The sequence below is a fragment of the Anaerohalosphaeraceae bacterium genome (genome assembly GCA_037479115.1).
GTDB lineage: Bacteria > Planctomycetota > Phycisphaerae > Sedimentisphaerales > Anaerohalosphaeraceae > JAHDQI01.
This window is the reverse complement of the sequence record JBBFLK010000001.1, coordinates 204,837-225,846: the sequence shown is the minus strand read 5'-3', so window position 1 is coordinate 225,846 and position 21,010 is coordinate 204,837. Positions and strand designations below refer to the sequence as shown.

15 protein-coding genes are annotated in these 21,010 nt (G+C 55.6%); 6 read left to right on the top strand and 9 right to left on the bottom strand.

Translation table 11 applies throughout. The annotated features are described in order from the left end of the window. The first annotated feature begins 66 nt into the window (after positions 1-66). Complete coding sequence (locus tag WHS88_00880) at positions 67-636, top strand: hypothetical protein (GenBank protein ID MEJ5258727.1); 570 nt, start codon at positions 67-69, stop codon at positions 634-636. Between the two features lie 12 nt (positions 637-648). Here the strand turns inward: WHS88_00880 and WHS88_00875 are convergent, their stop codons facing one another. Next, positions 649-1,275 (bottom strand): corrinoid protein, encoded by a 627-nt coding sequence (locus WHS88_00875; GenBank protein MEJ5258726.1) that lies wholly within the window; start codon positions 1,273-1,275, stop codon positions 649-651. Between the two features lie 66 nt (positions 1,276-1,341). Next, on the bottom strand, positions 1,342-2,427 hold the full coding sequence (locus WHS88_00870) for a uroporphyrinogen decarboxylase family protein (GenBank protein MEJ5258725.1): 1,086 nt from the start codon (positions 2,425-2,427) through the stop codon (positions 1,342-1,344). Positions 2,428-2,611: 184 nt separating this feature from the next. Here WHS88_00870 and WHS88_00865 point away from each other — a divergent pair, with 184 nt between their 5' ends. Further along, positions 2,612-3,925: a helix-turn-helix domain-containing protein gene (locus tag WHS88_00865; GenBank protein MEJ5258724.1), complete on the top strand. Its 1,314-nt coding sequence runs from the start codon at positions 2,612-2,614 to the stop codon at positions 3,923-3,925. 9 nt (positions 3,926-3,934) lie between these two features. Here WHS88_00865 and WHS88_00860 read toward each other — a convergent pair whose 3' ends face one another. Then, positions 3,935-5,446 carry a hypothetical protein gene (locus WHS88_00860; protein ID MEJ5258723.1) on the bottom strand — a complete coding sequence of 504 codons (1,512 nt, stop codon included), beginning with the start codon at positions 5,444-5,446 and terminating at the stop codon, positions 3,935-3,937. A 236-nt stretch (positions 5,447-5,682) separates the two neighbouring features. On the opposite strand from WHS88_00860, the gene WHS88_00855 reads away from it, so the two are divergent. Further along, positions 5,683-6,765: a metallophosphoesterase gene (locus WHS88_00855; GenBank protein ID MEJ5258722.1), complete on the top strand. Its 1,083-nt coding sequence runs from the start codon at positions 5,683-5,685 to the stop codon at positions 6,763-6,765. Positions 6,766-7,100: 335 nt separating this feature from the next. On the opposite strand, the gene WHS88_00850 is transcribed toward WHS88_00855, so the two are convergent. Further along, positions 7,101-7,787 carry a bifunctional 4-hydroxy-2-oxoglutarate aldolase/2-dehydro-3-deoxy-phosphogluconate aldolase gene (locus tag WHS88_00850; protein ID MEJ5258721.1) on the bottom strand — a complete coding sequence of 229 codons (687 nt, stop codon included), beginning with the start codon at positions 7,785-7,787 and terminating at the stop codon, positions 7,101-7,103. A gap of 156 nt (positions 7,788-7,943) precedes the next feature. Here WHS88_00850 and WHS88_00845 point away from each other — a divergent pair, with 156 nt between their 5' ends. From WHS88_00845 to WHS88_00835, 3 genes are all read left to right on the top strand, one after another. Then, positions 7,944-10,688, top strand: coding sequence for a glycoside hydrolase N-terminal domain-containing protein (locus WHS88_00845; protein MEJ5258720.1), 2,745 nt, complete (start codon positions 7,944-7,946; stop codon positions 10,686-10,688). Then, on the top strand, positions 10,685-11,932 hold the full coding sequence (locus tag WHS88_00840; protein ID MEJ5258719.1) for an NAD(P)/FAD-dependent oxidoreductase: 1,248 nt from the start codon (positions 10,685-10,687) through the stop codon (positions 11,930-11,932). Before WHS88_00845 ends, WHS88_00840 begins: the two co-directional genes overlap by 4 nt. A 266-nt stretch (positions 11,933-12,198) precedes the next feature. Further along, the gene (locus tag WHS88_00835) at positions 12,199-13,512 is read left to right on the top strand and encodes an SH3 domain-containing protein (protein MEJ5258718.1); all 1,314 of its coding nucleotides are present in this window, start codon (positions 12,199-12,201) and stop codon (positions 13,510-13,512) included. A 114-nt stretch (positions 13,513-13,626) separates the two neighbouring features. On the opposite strand, the gene WHS88_00830 is transcribed toward WHS88_00835, so the two are convergent. The 5 genes from WHS88_00830 to WHS88_00810 all read right to left on the bottom strand — a co-directional run bounded on the left by WHS88_00830 (position 13,627) and on the right by WHS88_00810 (position 20,978). Continuing rightward, a complete protein-coding gene (locus WHS88_00830; protein MEJ5258717.1) occupies positions 13,627-16,860 on the bottom strand; it encodes a hypothetical protein in 3,234 nt (1,077 codons plus the stop codon). 34 nt (positions 16,861-16,894) lie between these two features. Then, positions 16,895-18,163 (bottom strand): phosphoribosylamine--glycine ligase, encoded by a 1,269-nt coding sequence (gene purD / locus WHS88_00825; GenBank protein ID MEJ5258716.1) that lies wholly within the window; start codon positions 18,161-18,163, stop codon positions 16,895-16,897. Between the two features lie 158 nt (positions 18,164-18,321). After that, the gene (locus WHS88_00820) at positions 18,322-18,978 is read right to left on the bottom strand and encodes a PEP-CTERM sorting domain-containing protein (protein MEJ5258715.1); all 657 of its coding nucleotides are present in this window, start codon (positions 18,976-18,978) and stop codon (positions 18,322-18,324) included. A 183-nt stretch (positions 18,979-19,161) separates the two neighbouring features. Then, positions 19,162-20,118 carry a PAS domain S-box protein gene (locus WHS88_00815; GenBank protein ID MEJ5258714.1) on the bottom strand — a complete coding sequence of 319 codons (957 nt, stop codon included), beginning with the start codon at positions 20,116-20,118 and terminating at the stop codon, positions 19,162-19,164. Positions 20,119-20,333: 215 nt separating this feature from the next. After that, positions 20,334-20,978 carry an HAD family hydrolase gene (locus tag WHS88_00810; GenBank protein MEJ5258713.1) on the bottom strand — a complete coding sequence of 215 codons (645 nt, stop codon included), beginning with the start codon at positions 20,976-20,978 and terminating at the stop codon, positions 20,334-20,336. Positions 20,979-21,010 lie beyond the last annotated feature (32 nt).

The following is a 21,010-nucleotide window of genomic DNA, read 5'->3' as shown; positions in this document are numbered from 1 at the left end:
TGCTTGAAAGCGATGTGTTTTGTCGCATAATAACGATGAATCCAAAAAAGAGAAAAAGGAGCAATTATGACTTCTGTTCGTATCGGTTTTTTCTGTTTCTGTTTTTGTGCCGCCGGATGCGGGCTCGTCAAAGATATGCGGCAGCAGATTGCCGACAGTTCGGCCGCCATCCTGGAGAACAGTCAAGCCGTCCAGGAAAATATTCAAGCCGTACAGGCCAGTACCCAGGCGGTGGAAAAGAATCGGGCGGTCATTGAAGAAACCACATCGGCCCTTCGAGAAGCATCGGAGGCGATGGAGGAGATAACCCGGGCCCTGCGTCAAAGCGCTGAGGCCCTGCGCGCGGCCAATGAGGCCATCCTGGCCAATCAAAAGACGATTGAAGACAGCACACGGGCCATCCAAGCCAATCGGCAAGCCGTCGAACAGAGCACAAAAGTGATTGAACAGACCCGGCAGAATCTGCAAGCCGCTCTGCCGCCGCTCAACTCCATAAAGGTCCCGTGGGGGTTCTTTGCCGCAGCAGGAGGTTTTCTGCTGGTTGTGCTCGTTTTGCCCTCTATTCTCCTGCTGCTTTTGGTTCTGCGGACAGGCCGAACATCACCGCCCACCGCGGCTTCGTCCAGTCAAAAATGAGTCTCTGTCTGCTTAATTAAGCAGGCTTTTGGCCAAATCGACGGCGGAGGCGGCGTCGGGTGCATAGCCGTCAGCGCCGATTTTGTCAGCGAAGTTTTGGGTGACCGGTGCTCCGCCGACCATCACCTTGCAGGATAAACCGGCCTCGCGAATGGCCTGAATGGTTTTGTCCATGGCGGTCATTGTTGTGGTTAAAAGGGCGCTGAGGCCGACAATCTGGGCATTGGTGCTTTTGGCCTTTTCGACAAAGGTTTCCGGGTCCACATCCACACCGAGGTCCTCCACCTTGAACCCAGCGCCTTTGAGCATCATAGCTACCAGATTCTTGCCGATGTCATGCAGGTCGCCCTGTACCGTGCCGATCACGGCCTTGCCGATAGGGTCCACGCCGGCGGCGGCCAGTTTGGGCTCGAGCAGCTCCATCGCCATTTTCATCGCCCGTCCGGCAATCACCACCTGGGGGATGTAGATTTCGTTGGCTTTGAAGCGGACTCCGACCACATCCATTCCGGCAATCAGTCCTTCATTCAGGATGGTCTTCGGAGAAAGGCCCTCCTCGAGGGCTTGTTTTGTCAGACGAACCGCTTCGGTCGGATTGCCGTCAATGACGGCCTGCGCCAATGCTTTCAAATCTGCCATAGCTGACTCCTGAAAGAACGCTGTAAAGGAGGTATTATATCTCCTGCAGGTCTGCTTTTCAACGTATCATTTTGTGTTTTTTGACGGATTGAGCCGCCAGGAGCGTGCCGTTTCCATAAAAGCCCGGAGGTTTTCGAGGGAAACCGTCGGCGGTAAATCGCAGCCGGTACTCAGAATAAAATTCGGATAATCCTGCATCTGTTCGAGCAGTTCCAGACAAGCCGTACGCACCTGGTCCGGGGTTCCATCCTGCATCACGGCGACCGGATTGATATTGCCGATGACCAGCACGTCCGGGCCGGCTTTTTGGGCCGCCAGCGGTAGATTGACGCCGATTTGCGGGGAATCAAGACTGAGGGCAGATACGCCGGAACGGGCCATGGCCTCAATCAGGTGCATGGAATTGCCGCAGATATGATAAATCGTGTCTGCACCGGTATGACGCACCGAATCAATGATTTGCCGGACATAAGCGGCACTGAACCGCTCGAACTCCGCGGGGCCGACAATCGCCGCTGTCGGTTCGAGGATGCACAAGAGGTCGGCCCCGGCATGAACCAGCGCTCGGGCGTAGGGCTGGATGACACCGGTTGAAAACCGGCACAGGGCGTCAACTTTCTCCGGGTCCAGAATGGTATCGGCGGCAATCTGTTCGGCCCCGGCCAGCAATCCCGACAGCGTAAAGGGGCCGATGACATAAGCCCCGACCAAAACCTCCTCCGGCAGACCTGTACGGAGCATCTCTACGGTTTTGATATAGGAACAGATGCGGGAGTCCTGCAGGATATTGATTGGACGGAAGGGGCGGAGGTCTTCGAGGGTTCGAACGGGATGATATTCGACGGTGCTCGAATCGTGAACGGGAAACCGAACCGGAAGGCCGAGGGCGTTGGCCTCTACGGACAGGTCCATCATCATAAAGGCGGCATCAGGACGAAGTTTTTCAACCATGGCGGCAATGCATTTGTAATGAATGCCGTAATTCTGCTGGGCTACTTTGATGGACACGCCCATCCAGCTGCAGGCCGGGAAGCCCACCAGGGGAGCGGCCAGACGCCTGCCCTGCCGGTAGGCCTGCCGGACAAGCTGGAGCAGTTTTCCTTCCGCCGAAGGTGCCCGCTGCGGCTCTTTCAACAAAACAGATGTCGTCATCGAACCTCCAGAATAACGGACAGTCGCTCTCGGTTTAAAAGTTCTTTTAATTGGAGCAGTTCGGAAGAGATGTTTCTTCGCTAATTTTCTTAATTATTTGTACTATTTTGCTGTTTTTCATTCAAAGAACATTAGATATAATCCTGAAAAATAGATATTAGATTCTTCATTACATTATCTTGCTATGTCCAACAACAAGACAAAAAATGTCTGTAAAATATCTTCCTTCATTCGACGGGACGTCTTTGATGCTATTCACGAACGGTATCGGAGGCATTACGGTCTGGGCATCGAAACAATCGGGACAGACGGCAGACGAATCCGGGGATTGTGTTCGGACTCCTGCGAGCCGACTTTTTGCTCTTTTATCCGGAAAAATCCCGCGGCACGGAAACGCTGCCTGCAGGAGCGGCTGCGCAGTCTGCACATGGCCTTTGAAACCGGTCAACCCTATACAGCGCTGTGCCATGCCGGCATTTTATTCAGCTGCATCCCGATTATGCATCGAGAAACCCCATTGGGCGGGATGCTGACGGGCAAATGCCTTTCCGAGCCGTTCAATGAAACCATCGGGCAGGATATGCTCAAACGGCTGGCTGGACTTCGCCTTCCTGCCGAACGGCTCTTTGAAGAGGCCCGCTCTCTGCCGATTACCAGCGGACGGCTTCTCCATGAAGCGGTCGAGTTTCTTTTTATCCTGGTCTATGAAACGGCAAAACTGGACCCGCATGTAATCGAATGGAGACGGCGGCAGACCGCTCAGCAGGCCCACATCGGGGAACTCATTCAGGAACACAAACAAGCCGGCCTGGAGCGTGGATACCCTTTTGAACTGGAAAAACGGCTGATTGCCAAGGTTCAACTTGCCGACAAATCCGCCGCCGACGACCTGCTGAATACGCTTTTGGCAAACATCCTGTACCATTATCCCGGGCAGGTCAATACTTTGAAGATTCGTCTGACGGAGCTGCTGGGGATTTTAAGCCGAGCGGCGACGGAGGCCGGAGCTGACCCGGAAACGCTGCTGGAGAAGAACGCTTCCTATATCAGCAAAGTCATTGCTCTGCAAAGCCAGGAGGAAATTTGTCTTTGGCTGAGCGTAGCGGTTCGGGAGCTGATTGACTGTGTTCGAGCCGCCGGAAGAATGAACCGGCCGGAACGGCTTCAGCAGGCTCTGCATTTTCTCCAGCAGCATTTTCGGGAACGAATCACGCTCGAGCAGATTGCCCGCTCGGCGCATTTGAGTGTATCCCGACTGTGTCATCTGTTTCAGGAGCGGATGCAGACAACCGCCGTCGCCTATCTGAATGAACTTCGCATCCGCTGGGCCAAACGGCTGCTTTTAACGACAGAGAAAACCTGTCTGGAGATTTGTTACGAATCGGGGTTCGAGAATCTGAGTTATTTTAACCGAACCTTTAAAAAACTGACTGGGCTTACGCCCAGCCGGTTTCGCAAACAACATCGTTCCGCCGCCTCAATGCCGATGCGGGGATAAAGTGCCGTCCTAATCAATCTCCGCCGGCGTCATGAAGTCGTAGCACTCAAACGGGATATTCAGCTCTTCCGCCAGGGCCTTCAAATCCGCCAGATAATCGCCGAAGACGGTCATCGGATGGTTCGTGTTGACTTTCCATTCGATTCGTCCGCACAACTTGAGATACCACTGGGGCCAGTCGCGGCTGCACCGCTCGGTGCGCCGGAGCCATTCTTCCTCCGACGGAACATCCGTCTTGCCGCGTCCGGCGCACAGATACAGCTGATGATTGCGATAGCTGAAGCGGGCCCAGGTGACGACGCCGGGCTTGCGGACTACAACAGAACAGGTGCCGCCGCCGGCCTTGAAGTACATCGGGGTCTGGCGTTCCGACCAGGCGCCTTCGAGCGAATCGTCGCGTCCGTAAGCGAAATACGGAGCCAGGGCGCCGGAGTTAACGAACCAGTAGAGCATTGTGTCGGGCTGCCAGTACCGCAGGTCGTTAAAGCCGACGGGTTTCCCGCCGGTGAGCAGTTTGAGCACCTGCATCGTCAGAGCGGCTCCGTCATCGGCCTCCGTGGCGGCGACGAAGGTCGTGCCGTCCCCTTCCGGACGGAGGCGATTGTTCAGAATGCCCAGCGTTAAGTCAGTCGTCGGATAGTGCTCAATCCAGTCCAGCTGGTCCTGCACACCGACAAAATCCAGCCCAAACTGCTTTTGGAGTTCCAGCAGAGCACAATACACCTTCATCTGGAACAGGACCATGTCCTTGGTCAATTCGGTTTCGGGGTTGGTGCCGAGGACAAAACGCATTTTATTCTGCACAAGAAAATCGAAGGCCTGCTGCGCCCGCTCATCAGGGATGCGTTCGGCCATCTTCAGCAGGCGCAGGCCGTCAAAGCCGAGTTTGGCAATGCCGAAATAGCGGAGGAAATCGGCCTCGGATATCTTGTTCCACATCTCCATCGAGCGGGGGCCGATGGTTCCGTACACCATACCGGACAGCTGTTTTTTAACCTTCTGGGCCTTTTTGCGGTTGGCCTCGGAAACCCTGATTTCGATGGGCTTTGGATACTTCGGGGCATAGCGGCCCTTGGTCAGGAAGGTTTCGAGTGCATCCCGATAAGTATCGTACTCCTCAAACTTCTCCACAAACAGCCGGCTGGTTTTGATGCCGACATGCTCGGTGCCGCTTGCGGCCGCCAAAAGCCCTACGGCACCGGGAAAATCCGGAATGGCACTGCCCAAAAGGAGCTTGGGCGTGTCTTTGGGGAGCTGCCACATCGGGCTGACGGAAAAATCCGGATAGGCCCAGCCGGCCATAAAGTTGATAAAGCGGCTGCCTTTGGCCTTTCGAATCACCCGCAGCCCTTCGGCTACACTCGAAACCGGCTTGTCAGGGTTGAGGACGTTGGGCTGCCAGCCCAGACTGCGAATGACCTTTTTCAGATGCTCCAGCTGCGGTTTGGCCACCGCCATGACGACTTCGTTGGGTTTTTCCCGTGCATCCAGAGGAATGTAGATATCCACTACCTTTTTCATCGCCGCTTCCTTTCTGCTTCTATCAATTTTTGTACAGAAGGCCTTGTGCCCCTCCTTTGCGGAGGTGCTGCCGGACTGGAGGCTATTTTCTGCGACGAGCAGCGGCCCGTCCAGAGTTTTTTTTCTGCTCTGCTATCCAATAAAATCAGCACTGTAGCGGCCTTTGAGATTGATAAACTTCCCTTCGTCGGTCTATACTGCCGAGCAAAGAAAAACACATAAGGAGACAAAAGAGAATGGGACACAGTGTATTGTGCTGGTTGGGAGTGCTTGGAACTATGCTTTCAGCCCAGTGGACTATTCGGACGGAAAACGTCGCAATTCCACCTTCTTTTGAAGACTGCTGGTCGCTGGTTATCCTGCCGGACGTGCAGTATTACAACGAAACATATCCGGGGCTTTTTGAGCTTCAGACCCAGTGGGTCCGCAATCAGGCCCGTTCGCTTCGGATTCAATATGTGCTGCTGCCGGGCGATATTACGAATACCAACAGCCAAAAGGAATGGGAAAATGCCTCCAGCGCACTAAAAATCCTGGATGGACACGTCCCGTATGCAATGTGTACAGGCAATCACGACTGCGGCCCCGGCGGCAATGCGGCCGAGCGAAGCACCGGGCTGGATACCTCCTTTCCGTATGAACGGCTGTCCGGCTGGACCGGACTGGCAGGCGTAAAAACCGCCGGTCAAACGGCCAATTCCTATCACCTTTTTGAAGCGCCCGGCCCCAGCCGCTGGCTGATTGTGACCCTCGAATGGGCCCCGACGGATGAAACCCTGCAGTGGGCCTCAGAAATTCTCGCACGTTATCCGGAGCGAAACGCAATTCTTTTGGTTCACGCCTATTTATACCACGATGACAGCCGGTATGACTGGAAAACCAAAGGCGACAAACAGGACTGGAATCCCCACGTTTACCCGACTGAACCGGCGGGCAATGACGGGCAGGAAATCTGGGACAAACTGGTCCGCAAACACGACAACGTCTTTCTGGTTGTCAGCGGACATGTCATAGGCGACGGGACGGGGCTTTTGATTTCCCAAACCGACGGCGGGCGAGCCGTCATTCAAATGCTGGTTAACTACCAAACTCCGATTCATGATATCGGCGGTCAGGCCTGGCTGCGGGTGATGACGTTTCGCCGCGATTTGAAAAAGATTACCTGCTGGTCCTACAGTCCCCTTTTGAAGCAATATCGTTCGGAGCCGGACCAGCTGTTTGAGCTGACCTGGATAGAAGCGTCTCCAGATACGTCAGCCCCGGAATCAACAAAGACCCGCTCAGCGGCAGGGACAGAACAAACATCACGAGCGAATTGAGTCCTTCTATTCCCCGCCCTTGCGGGCGGGGCTATCTTATGCCGTCCTCCTCCGCTAAAGCTTCGAAAGACAGGACGCGGGAAGGAGAGGGCTGGATTCCCGCCTTTCTCCTTCGCTGAAGATTCGGAGAACAAGTCGCAGGAATGACACGGGTCTGCGCGGGAACGACGGGGGCTTGGGCGCGGGAAATAGCCCCGGGCGCAAGCCCGGGGGAGGCAATGCTCGACCTCCTCTTCAACCCTCTCTGATGACTCAAAAAACGTTCCGCCCATCTGACGGACGATCCAACCGGCTCACAAAAAACCCTGCCGGGGTTTGTATCGTCCTGCTTGGCCTTACTTGACTCGGATTTGCCGGCGGATTTCCCGGACGAGCTCGAGGGTCTGGCGGACGGCCTTCGTGATGCCCGCAAAATCTTTGGCCTCTACCAGGGCCTTGGTGATGAGGTTGGAGCCCATTCCGACGCAGACGGTTCCGGCATTGAACCAGGCGGACAGACTCTCCTGCGTCGGCGACACCCCGCCGGTAGGCATCAGTTCGGCCCACGGACAAGGCCCGCGAACGGCTTTGACAAATTCAGGCCCGCCGACCTGGCCGCCCGGGAAGATTTTGCAGATTTCCACGCCCAGCTGATGGGCCCGATGAATCTCCGTGACGGAACCGCAGCCGGGCAGATAGGGAATTTTGCGGCTGTTGCACAGTCTGGCTGTGTCCTCATCGAGCAGCGGTCCGACAACAAAATCCGCTCCAGCCGCAATGTACAGGGCAGCGGTAGGCGCATCAACAATGGAACCGACGCCGAGAATGATTTCCGGTTTCTGCTTATCCCGCCAGCGCGTCAATTCCTCAAAAACCCTCACAGCCCGGTCGCCGCGATTGGTAAACTCAATACAGCGAGCCCCGCCCTCCGCACAGGCCTGCGCAATCTGAACCGCCGTTTCGACATCGCCCTGATAAAAAACGGGTATCAGACCGATTTCCTTCATTGCACAAAGCACTTCAAGCCGCGAATGCCGAGCCATCGAAATCCCCTTTATCTGTAAAAGTCTCTCGTTTGTCTGTCCTGATTCGGTTATTATAGCGGCACAGGCCGGTTTGAAAAGATGTTTTCTTGAAAGCCCACAGACGGTCGGGTAGGATAGATTGACTTTCAGTAAAAATCTCGAGGAGGTCTTCGAATGAAAACCGTGCTGGTGTTGCTGCTGTCCGTCGGCCTGCCGCTGGGGGCCGAGGAATTGACGCTGTGGTATTCCCAGCCCGCAGAGGAATGGACGGAGGCCCTGCCGGTGGGCAACGGCCGGCTGGGGGCGATGGTCTTCGGGGGCACGGTGGAGGAACGGCTTCAGCTCAATGAAGAAACAATTTGGGCGGGTCCTCCGGTACCGCAGGCCAAAGAGGGCTTTCGGGAAGCGGTTGAAAAGGCCCGGGCTCTCTGGTTCGAAGGACGATACGCCGAAGCCCAGCGCGTCGTTCAGGCTGTGATGGGTGACCCGATTGAACCGCGAAGCTATCAGACGCTCGGAGACCTCTATCTGCGAATGGACGGTGCGCCGCAGCCGACAGTGCCTCCTTTGCCTATCCAGGGCTGGAAGCGGGGACCGGTGCTGGACGGAGTTGATGCATCTCAACTGGCTGAAACGTTTGACGACAGCGGCTGGCCGGCGGCTTCGTCGCTGGACGTGCCGGAGGGAAAAACCGTTGTCTTTCGCACCCGCTTTTCTCTGACGGCTGAGCAAATCGAAAAAGGGCTGACCCGTCTGGAGCTGGAGCCGATTGACGACCGAGGCATCCTTTCCCTGAACGGCAAAGAGCTGGGCCGTACCAGTCAATGGAACAAACCATATGCGTTTGATGCGGGTCCTCTGCTTCGGGCAGGAGAGAATGTTCTGGCGGCAGCCGTGACCAACTATTCCGGCCCCGGACAGATGGCCGGGGAGGTTCGTCTGGCCCAGCAGCAGCGAGTGCCGGTGGAGAACTACCGCCGTCAACTGTGCCTGGACACCGCCGCCGTGACAACTCGCTTTACATATGAAGGAGTGTCCTACACGCGAGAGGTCTTTTCATCGCCTGCCGCCGATGTACTGGTTATTCGAATTACGGCTGAACAGCCCGGGCGACTGAATCTGAAAGCAGCCCTGGAACGGCCCGCCGATTTTACCACCGCCGCCGCAGGACCGGACGCCATCGAAATGTACGGCCGGGCCCAGCACGGAGGCCGGCAGTTGGGGGTCAAGTGGCATTGTCTGCTGAAAGGACAGACGCAAGGAGGACGCCTCCGCACGGAAAACAATCAGCTGGTGATTGAAGAGGCGGATGCGGCGACCTTGTATCTTGCGGCCGCCACGGATTACAATCTGAAAGACCCCGCCAAACCGCTGACACGAGACCGCCGGCAGGTCTGCCGACAGCAGATTGAGGCCGCCTGCAGGAAACCCTATGAACAGCTCAAGGCCGAGCATATCGCCGAACACCAGCGGCTTTTCCGACGGTGTCTTCTTGATTTGGCCGGGCCGGATTCTTCCAACAAACCGACGGATGTGCGGCTTCAGGCAGTCCGAGACGGGGCGGATGACCCCGGTCTGGCGGCCCTGTATTTTCATTTCGGCAGGTATTTGTTAATCAGCTCGTCACGGCCGGGCTGTCTGCCCGCCAATCTGCAGGGAATCTGGAACGACAACATTCGAGCCCCGTGGAACAGCGATTATCACATCAACATCAATATCCAGATGAATTACTGGCCTGCAGAGGTGACGAACCTGTCGGAGTGCCATATTCCTTTTTTGGATTTCATTGAGCGGCTGGTGCCCAACGGCCGCCGGACAGCGCAGCGGCTTTATGGGGCCCGCGGTTTCTGTGCATCGTTTACAACGGATGCCTGGCTGTACACTGACCCGTTCGGGAACGTCCAGTACGGCCTGTGGCCGCACGGGGGCGGCTGGGCCGCTCAGCATTTCATGGAACATTACCGATTCACGCAGGATAAGGATTTTCTGCGGAAACGCGCCTATCCGCTTTTGAAGGAAGCGGCCCTGTTTTATCTGGACTATCTGACGCCGCATCCGCAAACAGGCCTTTTGACAGCCGGGCCGGATACCTCTCCGGAAAATCTGTACCTGAGCCCCGACAAACAGAAAATCGCTGTTTCGATGGGCGCTGCGATGAGTCAGCAGATTATCTGGGACGTCTTTAGCAATACGCTCGAGGCGGCGGAGATTCTCGGCATTCGGGATGACTTCACCCAGCGGGTGCGGACGGCACTGGAAAAACTGGCTCCGACACAAATCGGGCCGGACGGCCGCCTGATGGAATGGGCGCAGCCGTTTGAAGAGGCCGAGCCGGGCCATCGGCATATGTCGCATTTGTTTGCGCTGCATCCGGGCCGCCAGTACAATGTCTATGACCATCCGGACTTTACGCAGGCGGCCAAAAAAACGATTGAATACCGTCTGGCACACGGCGGCGGACACACGGGCTGGTCGCGGGCCTGGATGATTCTTTTCTGGGCGCGCCTTCACGAACCGCAAAAGGCCTATGAAAACCTGCAGGCCCTGCTGGCCAAAAGCACGCTGGCGAATCTGTTTGACACACATCCGCCGTTTCAGATCGACGGCAACTTCGGAGGAACGGCGGCCATCGCGGAGATGCTGCTGCAGTCTCATGTCCGTACACCGGATGGGACGGTTCTGATTGAACTGCTGCCGGCCTTGCCCGCTGAATGGCCGCGGGGGCGTATTCAAGGGCTGCGGGCACGGGGCGGTTTTGAAATCGACCTTGCCTGGGAAGAGCATGGTCTCGAAAAGGCCGTCATTCGGGCGGGGGCGGACAATGCCTGCCGGATTCGATACCGCAATCAAACACTGAACAGAACATTCAAATCCGGTGACACTCTGACTTTGACCGCCGACGAGTTTAATAAAAGATGAAAACGAAACTGTGCATCATTGGAGCCGGGCCGGCGGGCCTGACAGCGGCGATTTTTGCCGCCCGGCAAGGCGCGCAAGTCCTCCTGGTCGAGCGCAACACCACGGCCGGACGGAAACTGCTGAAAACCGGACGGGGCCGGTGCAATCTGACGCATACGGGAAGCATCGAGGAGTTTGTGCGGGCTTACGGCCCCTGCGGCCGCTTCCTGAAACCGGCTCTGTATGCCTTTTCGCCGCAGCAGGTTCGAGAGTTTTTTCACAGCCGAAATGTGCCGACGCAGGAAGAAAAAGACGGCTGCGTATTTCCGGTCAGCAGCAAAGCTTCGGATATCTCTCAATGTCTGCTGGAAACGGCCCGCGAACTGGGGGTCTGGTTTCTGTACGGGCGGCGTGCCGAACATATCACCGCCAACCATCAGGAATTTGAGATTCGCACCGACAAAGAGACGATTGTCAGCCGGGCGGTCATTTTGGCTACAGGGGGAGCCAGCTGGCCTATGACCGGCTCCACCGGCGACGGATACCGTCTGGCGGCGGACTTCGGCCATTCCATTATTGCCCCCAAACCGGCCCTCTGTCCGCTGGTTACGGAGGAAAAGTGGCCCGGCTGCTTACAGGGGGTGGGCATCCCAACTGTTCGGATTCGGGCCTGTGCCGAAGGACGCCGGTGGGAATCGGAAGGCCCTTTAATGTTCACTGCAGACGGAATCGGCGGTCCGGCCGTCTTCGACCTGAGCCGCCATCTGACGGATATCCTCTCTCATAATGAAAAACCGGTTCCGGCTCATATAGACTGGCTGCCGGACCTGGACCTTCAGACGCTCGAAAATCGACTGCTGGCGGAAATGGCGGCTCACCCCAAGAAAGAGCCGGCCGGAATTCTGTCCGCCTTCCTGCCGCGCCAGCTGGCCCAGCAGATACAGTCCCTGCTGTGGGGAAACGAAAAGATTCCGGCTTCTCATATCAGCCGTTCCCAGCGAAAAGACCTCCTGAATCTCCTCAAATCCTGTGCTTTAACTGTGGCGAAAACAGCCCCATTGGAACAGGCTACGATTACGCGGGGCGGGGTGAGCCGCAATGAAATCGACCCTTCGACAATGGAATCACGCCTGCACTCGAATCTGTTCTTTGCCGGAGAAGTGATTGATGCCGACGGCCCCTGCGGCGGATATAATCTGCAAATAGCGTGGTCCACAGGTGCCCTGGCCGGCCTGTCAGCCGCCCAGAAAAACAGACAACAATAGTCTTGTTATAAGGCCCGATAATACCGTTTTTTAAGCCATTGTTTTGCCCATCTTAATTTTTGGTCCAGTTTGATTTGTGAACTTTTGAGGAAATTGCCGATAATAAGAGAATGAGCAGGGGCTCAAAATATCCCTTGTTTGTCCTGAATCAAGTCAAAAAGCCTTTGACAGGCCGTATCTATAGTGATAAGGTGAAAAACAAGATAATGGAATAAAAACCTCCGGTTTTCGGAGACGAAGGATTGGTTTTGGACGGAGACAAAACTATGGTCATCGGAACAAATTCGATTGTTTATATGGTTGGGCTTTTGTGGAGTTTGTCGGCCGCCGCGGCCGCAACGGAACCGGCAGCTCAGCCGTCCGGCGGAAATCTGCTGGAAAAACTGGCCCAAATGGAATTTCCGCAAATTGCGGAGGTAACAGGCACCGATGTGAATATTCGCTCCGGCCCGGGAACCAGCTATTATCGATGCGGAAAATTGAACCCCGGCGATAAGGTCACGGTGGTGGATATTCTGCACAACACGTGGGCCAAGATTGTTCCGCCGGAGGGAAGTTACTCGTGGATTTCCAAAACCTATGTGCAGCTGAATCCGAACAACCCCAAAGTCGGTGTTCTGACGGGCGACGATGTGCGCGTCTGGGCGGGGTCCGATTTTGTCGAGCCTCTTCATTCCCATTCTCAACAGACGAAGCTGTACAAAGGAGATATTGTAGAATTGGTGGGACCGGCGGACCTGGATGCAGACTATTATAAGATTAAACCGCCGGCGGATGCCTATTTGTGGGTAAGCATGGATTATCTGAAACTGCTGGGCCCGGTTTCCGCCCTGAAACCCGCTCAGCCGACTCCGGCGGCTCCGCAAGCCCCGGCAGCACCGCAGCCCAGCCCTGCGGCTGTGACTCCTCCGACTGTACCACCGAGTGCCCCGGCCGCTCCTGCCGCAGAGCAGCCCGCGGCCCCTGCCGCAGAGGCGGCACAGCCGCAGCCGACTCCTCCGGCTCCGGCGGCTCCGTCTGCGGACAGTCTGGCCCTGCAGAGATGTTCCCAACTGCGAACAGAAATAGAAGAACAGCTGAAAAAACCGCTTCCGGAGCAGGATTACAGAGCCATCAAAGATGAACTAAACAAAATCCTTCAGTCCCCGGATGTTGACCGGGCGAAAATTTATGCAGAATCGCTTCTGAAACAGGTAGCCAGCTATGAATTGGCTGTGGAAGTCCACAGACAGCTCCAGCTTCAGGACAAGATGCTGGAAGAAACCAGAGCCAAAATTGCCGCCGCCCATCAGGCCCAGCTTCAGCAGGCCATCCCGGCGGAGGCCAAATATCTGTTTGTGGGAGTCCTGAAACCCTCGTACATCTACACTGGACGAGTGGGACCCCGGCGGTTTGTCATTATGGACCAGAATACCCGTATTCTCTGCTACCTGATGACCAGAGATCCCGCTCAGCAGTCAAAAATGGAAGTCCTGACGGACAAAATCGTCGGCGTCAGGGGCACCATTCTGGACGCTCCGAATGCCCTGATTCCGGTGGTTATGGTTGATGAGGTCGTGGGGATTTTTGAACAGCAATAGCCGTCGGAACAAGCAGGAAACTGCTGCTGAAAAATTTGGATTCCCGCCTACCTCCTTCGCTAAAGCTTCGGAGGATAAGGCAAGAGAACGGCAGGGCTCAAAGGGCCGTGTCTGCTAAAAGGGTCGGGGCAGCAGCGGAAGCGGGATTTGAGTAATCACCGGCTGAGCAAGTGTGCCGCTGATTTCGACTCGGGCCAGGGCCGCTCCGAGATTTTCCGCCAGTCCCGTCAAAAGACCGGGGTCCTGGTTTCGGCGTCTTCCAAATGCCGTCAGAGCCAACTGAACCGTTCCATCGGCTAAATTCAGGCGTCCCTGCCCCTGATAGACATCATTTCTCCCGGCCAGAAGAATCCGTTCACAAAGGACCGTACGCCCCTTCAGGGCAGCTTCGGCAAACAGCTGATTAAAAAGATACTCATCGGCCTGGCGCAGCTGCATCACCATCAGCGCCTTTCCCAGCAGCGACTCCCGTCCAATCTTCATCTGGTCGGCTTCCAGTGTGATTCGCCCCTCACTTTCCTGGAGGGCGCCGATTTTTCCCCGGATGCCGGCCGCCCCGCGAATCCGTCCGGAGGTTCCCTGCCGGCTTTCTGAGGGCGACTTCAGAAGCCAGGACAGAGGGATATCCTCAAAGGCCGCCTCTGTCTCAAACGGCAGCCGGGAATCCAGCAGATTCAGACGCAGACCGCCTGCAAAACGGCCCTCCTGACCGCATCGTCCCCGAACCTCCCGAATCTGCAGAAAGCCGCTGTTGGGGTCCGCCGTCCAGAGACCCTCTATGTCAGAAAAAGAGCGGCTGAGCACATCGGCCGAATCGAGCCGAAAACGCCCCCCGCCCTGCGGCAGTCCGCCCTGCGGCGGCCAGTTCAGCACCCCTTCCAAAAAGCCGCCCGCCTCCGAAACAGCCAGACCGGTTATTCCGCTCTGATGAAATTGCGCTCGCCATGCAATCTGCTGCAGTGGAGGCGACAGATGCGGATTCCACCGAAGCGAAGCGATATGCACATCCGCCCGTCCCATCGGTTTCAGGTCGGTCGGCGTCTTGGATACCTGCCGATTCAGAGCGGACAAGACTTCGTGAATCGGTACAGCCGAAATGCGCCAATCGTCGAAGGTCAAATGACCGTTCTCAAAAATCAGAGTGCCCGAAGCCGAGCCGCTTCGCCATCGGCCGTCGGGTGGGCACAGCACCCCTTCCTTCAGACGCAGGGTCAAAAAACTGTATTCGGACATTTCGGACGGGTGATTCGGCTCCGGAACATTGAAGGAAAAATGCCCGTCTGCCTGGGCAATTCCCTCCGCGTGCACTTCCGAAAGCAGTTCCCGGTACAGTCCTGTCTGCTCCATCGCCTTCCAAACCGCCGCAGAGAGTGCAACATCGTCCGCCGTAAAGGCGATTTGAAGCCCTGGCTGATGGGGTTCTCTGCCGCTCCCCCAAAAGCGGCCTTGAAGCTGACCGCTTCCGCCGTCCGGAAAAAGAGCTGCCGCCTGCCATTCGGCGTTTCCATTTTCCGCCGTGCCCTGAACCGAAACGCGTTGAAAATCAAGCGGAAACGGCTTCCATCGCAAACGCCCTGCTTTGGCGGCAAACGATGCGCGATACGGCAGCGGTTTCTCTTCTTCATAGGTTCCCTGCACCTGAATCTGCAAATCCACAGCGCCGTCTGTGTCAAAGTCAGATAAAACATGCTGAGTTCGAGCGGGAAAAATACTTCGAAATGCCGCATCCAGAGGAAGGTTCCTCGCCCGGATGCTCAAATCGCACACCGGAGCCGCAGACCGCAGGTTTCTGATTGTGCCGTCGATTCGAATTTCCTCCCCTCGGCCCGAATGAGCCGTAATGTCCTGCAAAGCCAGCATGTCGGGCTCAATCACGGCCGTTCCGGTCAGGTTGTTCAGCGGATACGGGAAGCGGTCATACAGGCAGCTGAGTCCCTCCAGCCGGATTACCGACTTATAGAAACGCTCTGCATTCGGATATCGCGTAAACTGATAATCGAATCCGCAGGTTCCGGCGGGGGCAAACTCAAACCACTTCTTCTGCAGGGCCTCCGGCAGAGCCCGCTTGATTTCCTCCGTCAGAAATACCTTCTCCGAGGTAACTTGAAGCTGAATTTCGGCATTCGGACCGAAATTTGTGATTTGCCCGCGGATGGTAAATTGTGAAGCACCATTCTGTGCCTGCAAATCCTTCAGATGCAGATTCCGGCCCGTGAATTCAATATCGCCGCGGATATGCTCAAGCCGATAGGGAAACTGCCGGTCCAGAATCGCAATATCCCGGCAGACAATCTTCCCCTCGAGCCGGCTTTGAGCTAAATCCGAAAGCGGCCCGGTGATTCGGACAAACGCATCCGCCGTCCCTTCGGGCTGATAGCGCCGCAGAAACCGCTCCAGCCCGCCGGTCATCATCCGAAGAACCGGTTCAGAATAAACGATTCGGTCCGGATGAGATGCTGCAGATAAATACAAATTTTCCAGCTCCGTCTCCAAAGACAGATTCCGGCGGCCTGCCTGTCCGCCGAGCTGACCGCGAAGAAGAATGCGGCCGTCCCCAAGTCCGCAGGAAAATTGTTCCACCCGAAACTGCTCCCGATCATAGTTGCATGCAAACCGAATATCCTTCAGGTTCCAGGCGTTTCCCCAGATATAAATCAGCGGCATTCGAATCTGCCCGCCCCCTTCCAAACGGCCGCGGCGGCCTTCGGGCCTCCAAATTCCCTCAAGACAGCTGCCGGCAAACGGTCCGGTCGGCAAGGCATCCAGACGCACCCGATACTCTCCTGCATCTTGTTTCATCCGCCCCTGGAAATCGACAACCGCCAGTGTCTGCCGTTTTCCGTCTTCGATTCTCTGAACGGTCAGTCGGCCTGCTTCTATAATGATGTCAGGTATTCGGACGGGCCGTTTTCCCTTTCCGGCCGATTTGAAAAGGTTCAGATTCCACTGTTTGGAATCGGCGTCGTACCGCAGTTCCGCCGCCGCCCTTTTGATTCGAATCCGCTGGGGCTGAACATCCAGCCGCAGCAGCTGCTTCCACGACAAAACGCAATCCGCCTGTTCCGCCCAGAAAAGCAGCGTTTCCTGAGGACAGGCGGCATCTTCCGCCAGAATCAATCCGGTCAGCCGCAGGGTAAAGGGGCTTCGCCAACGAACATGCTCCAGACAGACCGCCGCACCGGTCCCGGATTCCAAAATCCGCTTCAGTTTCGGAGTGAGGAACCAATCAGATGCCAAATAAAACAAAAAAAGGAATCCGATTGCCAGTCCGCCTATCCATGCAACCCGCTCGGCCAATCGGCTGACCCGCCGCGGGTGAAGCCATCGGATATAGGTCTTGACCTTCATCGGAAACCGGCTCTCTGCTTTGCCGCAGTCCAGACTACCGCAGGGCCTTATCGGCAATATCTCTGCGGTAATAAGCCCCCTCAAAATGAATCAATGAAACGGCCTCATAGGCGCGTTTTTTGGCGTCGGCAATCGTCTGTCCCATCGCTGTCACCCCCAGCACCCGCCCGCCGGCCGTGACGATTTGTCCATCGCGTTTGGCCGTGCCCGCATGGAAGACTTTGACATCTTTCAGCCGAGATGCCTCCTCCAGACCGGTAATCACCTTGCCCTTCTCGTAGGCATCCGGATAGCCTTGAGAGGCCATCACGACACACACAGCAGGCCGGGGGTCCCACTCTATCGTAACATCGGACAGACGGCCTCGGCAGACGGCCTCCATCACTTCCAAAAGGTCGCTTTTCATCCGCATCAGGATGGGTTGGGTTTCCGGGTCACCGAATCGGGCATTGAATTCGAGCACACGCGGCCCGCCCGGCGTAATCATCAGCCCCGCATACAGCACCCCTTTGTAAGGCGTTTCGTTGCGGTTCATTCCATCGACGAGGGGCACAAGAATTTCCCGGATAATCTGGTCCATCAGGGCATCCGTGACAATCGGGGCCGGACTGTAGGCCCCCATCCCGCCGGTATTCGGCCCGGTATCCTGTTCTCCGATGGGTTTGTGGTCCTGCGCGCTTTCCATCACATAAATCGTCCGCCCGTCCACGAAAGCCAGAACCGAGGCCTCCTGCCCGAGCAGCTTATCTTCCACCACAATGGTATTGCCCGCATCGCCGAAGATTTTATTGACCATAATCTTCTCGGCAGCCAGGATGCCGTCCGCGGGGTCATCGCAGACAAAAACTCCCTTGCCTTTGGCCAGACCGGCGGCCTTGACGACGACGGGTTCATCCCGGCTGGCGATATACATTTTGGCGTCTTCATAATGGGTAAAGATTCTGGCTTCGGCAGTCGGAATGCTGTTGGCCCGCATGATATGCTTGGCAAAGGCCTTGTCGGCCTCCAGCCGTGCAGCTTCCTGTGTCGGCCCAAATGCCAAAATTCCTTCCGCTTCCAGCCGGTTGACAAGCCCGGCGGCCAGCGGGTCCTCCGGTCCGACCACCACCAGGTCTATCCGCTTGTCCTTGGCAAAGGAAACCAAACCGTCAAGATTGGTGTCGGCAATCTCTACATTGGTGCCGACTTCCGCTGTACCGGGATTGCCCGGGGCAATATACAGCTGCTTGAGCTGTTTGGATTGACTTAATTTCCAGGCGATTGCGTGTTCCCGCCCCCCGCTGCCGACCAGCAAAACTTTCATAAAATACCTCGATTCCGGACCTTGTTTTTTCTGTAATCCGCCAGCCGGCAATCTACCAAAAAAGACCTTTTTCGACAAGGTTTTCCAGCACAGATACAAAAAAAGAGGTTCCTTGCTGAAAGGAACCTCTTTTCCAGGCGAATCCCTGCCTGAAACGTTTATTTTTTACGCCCGACCAGCCAAAGTCCCAGTCCTATCAAGCCGAGACTAGCCGGTTCGGGAATCGGGGACACATCAATGTGATACCAGTCCGGATTCGAGGGATTCGTCGGGGCCCAATAGGGATACTCATCCATATTAGCTCCAACCTGGAATCCGATATTGGTTACATGATGGAGATTCACAGCCCCTACAGCGGAAAAATCGAGGATGATTGTTGTCATCTGACCCGGCAGCAGCTCAACCCAGTCGCTTTGATAAAAATTATCCGGTTCATTGTAGGGCGGGTCGGTCCAGCCGGTGTTCAGATAGAGATTGACAAACCGGGCACTGTTGTTGGTATTCAGGAAGTTAAGGGCATACCCATCATAGCCGCTTAAGTCCTGCAATCCTGCCGGCGGCGGCCAATCATATCCGACCCCCATCGAGGCCCAGCCGTCCGCCGTCCCGTCTCCAGATTGAAGCAGGCAGGAAAATCGGATTGCCATGCCTACGTTCTGAACTGTCAGGTCTGAAGACGTGGTGTTTGCCGCATCCCATGTTTTGCTCATCCCCGCGATTGTGGACAGATCGGGGCTAAAATACAGTGCCCCTTCCGCCCCCAGCGACCCTAAAAGGATTAGAGCCGCTGCCAGACATACAATCCCATTCTTCATTTCCTCACTCCTTTCCAAAACAAAGCCGCTTTTCCACTTACGAGGAGATAATTGGGGAATATCTTCCCTCACCCTCTCCTCTCCATAATAACCTATTATGTTTAAGATTAACCGAACTCCGCCGACCTAACAATCGTGGAAACTACGGGATTTTCTATAAAAACCATCATACCTCTTTTTTGTCTATTTTTGTTTTGACAATGATCGGGCTGCTGCCGCCAATTCCACCAGATTATGGGCATTCAGTTTGTGCATAATGTGCGCACGATGGTCTTCAATGGTTCGTACAGAGCGAAACATCTCTCTGGCAATCTGTCGGCTGCTTTTGCCCTGCATGACAAGTTCGAGAATCCTCTTCTCTGTCTCCGTAAGAATCTTGGCCGCGGTAATCTCCCTCATCGCCCCTTCAATATACCCCTCGTTCGGATAGAGCTCTGCTGTTATTTCCACCCAAATAATTTTTCCATCCTCCCGGCGAACCTGGATTTCAAAGCCCGTGATTTTTTTCTCTTTCTTCAGACGCTCTAACAAGATTTGCCTTTGCTGCGGCTGGACATAATGATGAACCGAATAATGCTCCGCCGTACACTCTTCGACGCTGCTGTAGCCCAATAAATCCGCCAGGGCTCTGTTGCATTCAAGCAGCTTGCCGTCGCTGACCCGCGTTCGGTACAGACCGATCGGGGATTGATTATACAGTTCTTTGTATTTGTTTTCCTGCTCCGCCAGCTGTTCCTGCATCTTTTTGTATTCCGTAATGTCTCGGCACAAAAGGATAACCGCGTGAACCTTTTGGGTGGAATCTCGAACGGGAATGCATTCCGTCTGCAGGATTTTCATTGGCTCCTGATGCCTCAATTCAGAAAGGAATTGGGCTCGTCTGCCTGTGCGGAAAATCTGCTGAACTTTCTGAAGCCAGAGAGCAAACGGCTCCGGCTGGTTCTGAGCCCTGTCGCAAAGATTCCAGGATTTTCGACCCTGTCCGCATTGCCGCAGAAAAGAGACAGCCGACCGATTGGCATAAAGACAGGAAAATTGTTCGTCAAAAAGAAACAGGGCATCCGAGTGACTCTCGATGACCTCCGTCCATCCCCCAAAAACAAAAGACCGGTTTGGCGGTTCCTCCTCAACTGGATTCAAAATGTGATTTTCGCCTGAATGAGGGGTTTTCGTCTTCGGAAACTTCTCCTTCCGGGCCCGCCAATGACAAAATTGACATGGGTCGCGCATAGTTTCTCCCCGCCGACCCCTGTGGTTTCACTTTCTGCAAAAAAGAACCCTTTAGCGGTGAATTTCTCGCGGGAGCATCCTTCTTTCATTATTGTAAAAAACCAAACCTTAAACGTCAACCCCAATTACAACAGGGTGAGAATTTCCTGAGGATGATTTAAAATCTTCGCCGCCCCGGCTTCTTTGAGCCGTTCGACAGGACGAAATCCCCAGCTGACGCCGACGGGCTCTATGCCGGCGGCACGAGCCGTGAGGATATCCATATCACTATCGCCTACAAGAAGGACTTGTGACGGGGTTAGCGAAAGGGCATTTAGAGCCGCCAGAGCCATATCAGGGGCGGGTTTGGGACGGAAAGAGTCCGACATTCCGCAAATAAAATCAAAGGTACGCGGACCGAAATAATACTCGACAATCTTGACCGTTTGGGGATGGTTTTTATTGGAGATGACCGCCAGCTGCACCCCCAGCTGTTTCAAACGAGGCAAAACCTCCTGCAGACCGTCATAGGGACGGGTCTTCTCAAGACAATGATGGTGATAATAGTTCAGCATCAAAGACTGGAGCCGTTCGGTCAAATGCTCCTGACCGGCCGGCAAGGCCCTGCGGGCAAATTCGCGGGTGCCGTAGCCAATCATCTCTCGGCAGGCCTGGGGCGAATGCGTCGGAAAACCGAGCTGCTGAAGGCCCCAATTCATTGCATCGGTCAAATCCTCGAGCGTATCGACCAGCGTACCGTCCAAATCAAATAGGATTCCTTTGTATTTCATGGCCGCAGATTGAACGGCACTGCTGTCAAAAA

Bases quoted from the DNA above. Each gene is read 5' to 3' on its own strand.
- WHS88_00840 (MEJ5258719.1), top strand. From the start codon at position 10,685: ATGAAAACGAAACTGTGCATCATTGGAGCCGGGCCGGCGGGCCTGACA.
- WHS88_00810 (MEJ5258713.1), bottom strand. From the start codon at position 20,978: ATGAAATACAAAGGAATCCTATTTGATTTGGACGGTACGCTGGTCGAT.
- WHS88_00870 (MEJ5258725.1), bottom strand. From the start codon at position 2,427: ATGACGACATCTGTTTTGTTGAAAGAGCCGCAGCGGGCACCTTCGGCG.
- WHS88_00860 (MEJ5258723.1), bottom strand. From the start codon at position 5,446: ATGAAAAAGGTAGTGGATATCTACATTCCTCTGGATGCACGGGAAAAA.
- purD (MEJ5258716.1), bottom strand. From the start codon at position 18,163: ATGAAAGTTTTGCTGGTCGGCAGCGGGGGGCGGGAACACGCAATCGCC.
- WHS88_00845 (MEJ5258720.1), top strand. From the start codon at position 7,944: ATGAAAACCGTGCTGGTGTTGCTGCTGTCCGTCGGCCTGCCGCTGGGG.
- WHS88_00865 (MEJ5258724.1), top strand. From the start codon at position 2,612: ATGTCCAACAACAAGACAAAAAATGTCTGTAAAATATCTTCCTTCATT.
- WHS88_00850 (MEJ5258721.1), bottom strand. From the start codon at position 7,787: ATGGCTCGGCATTCGCGGCTTGAAGTGCTTTGTGCAATGAAGGAAATC.
- WHS88_00880 (MEJ5258727.1), top strand. From the start codon at position 67: ATGACTTCTGTTCGTATCGGTTTTTTCTGTTTCTGTTTTTGTGCCGCC.
- WHS88_00875 (MEJ5258726.1), bottom strand. From the start codon at position 1,275: ATGGCAGATTTGAAAGCATTGGCGCAGGCCGTCATTGACGGCAATCCG.
- WHS88_00830 (MEJ5258717.1), bottom strand. From the start codon at position 16,860: ATGAAGGTCAAGACCTATATCCGATGGCTTCACCCGCGGCGGGTCAGC.
- WHS88_00855 (MEJ5258722.1), top strand. From the start codon at position 5,683: ATGGGACACAGTGTATTGTGCTGGTTGGGAGTGCTTGGAACTATGCTT.
- WHS88_00835 (MEJ5258718.1), top strand. From the start codon at position 12,199: ATGGTCATCGGAACAAATTCGATTGTTTATATGGTTGGGCTTTTGTGG.
- WHS88_00820 (MEJ5258715.1), bottom strand. From the start codon at position 18,978: ATGAAGAATGGGATTGTATGTCTGGCAGCGGCTCTAATCCTTTTAGGG.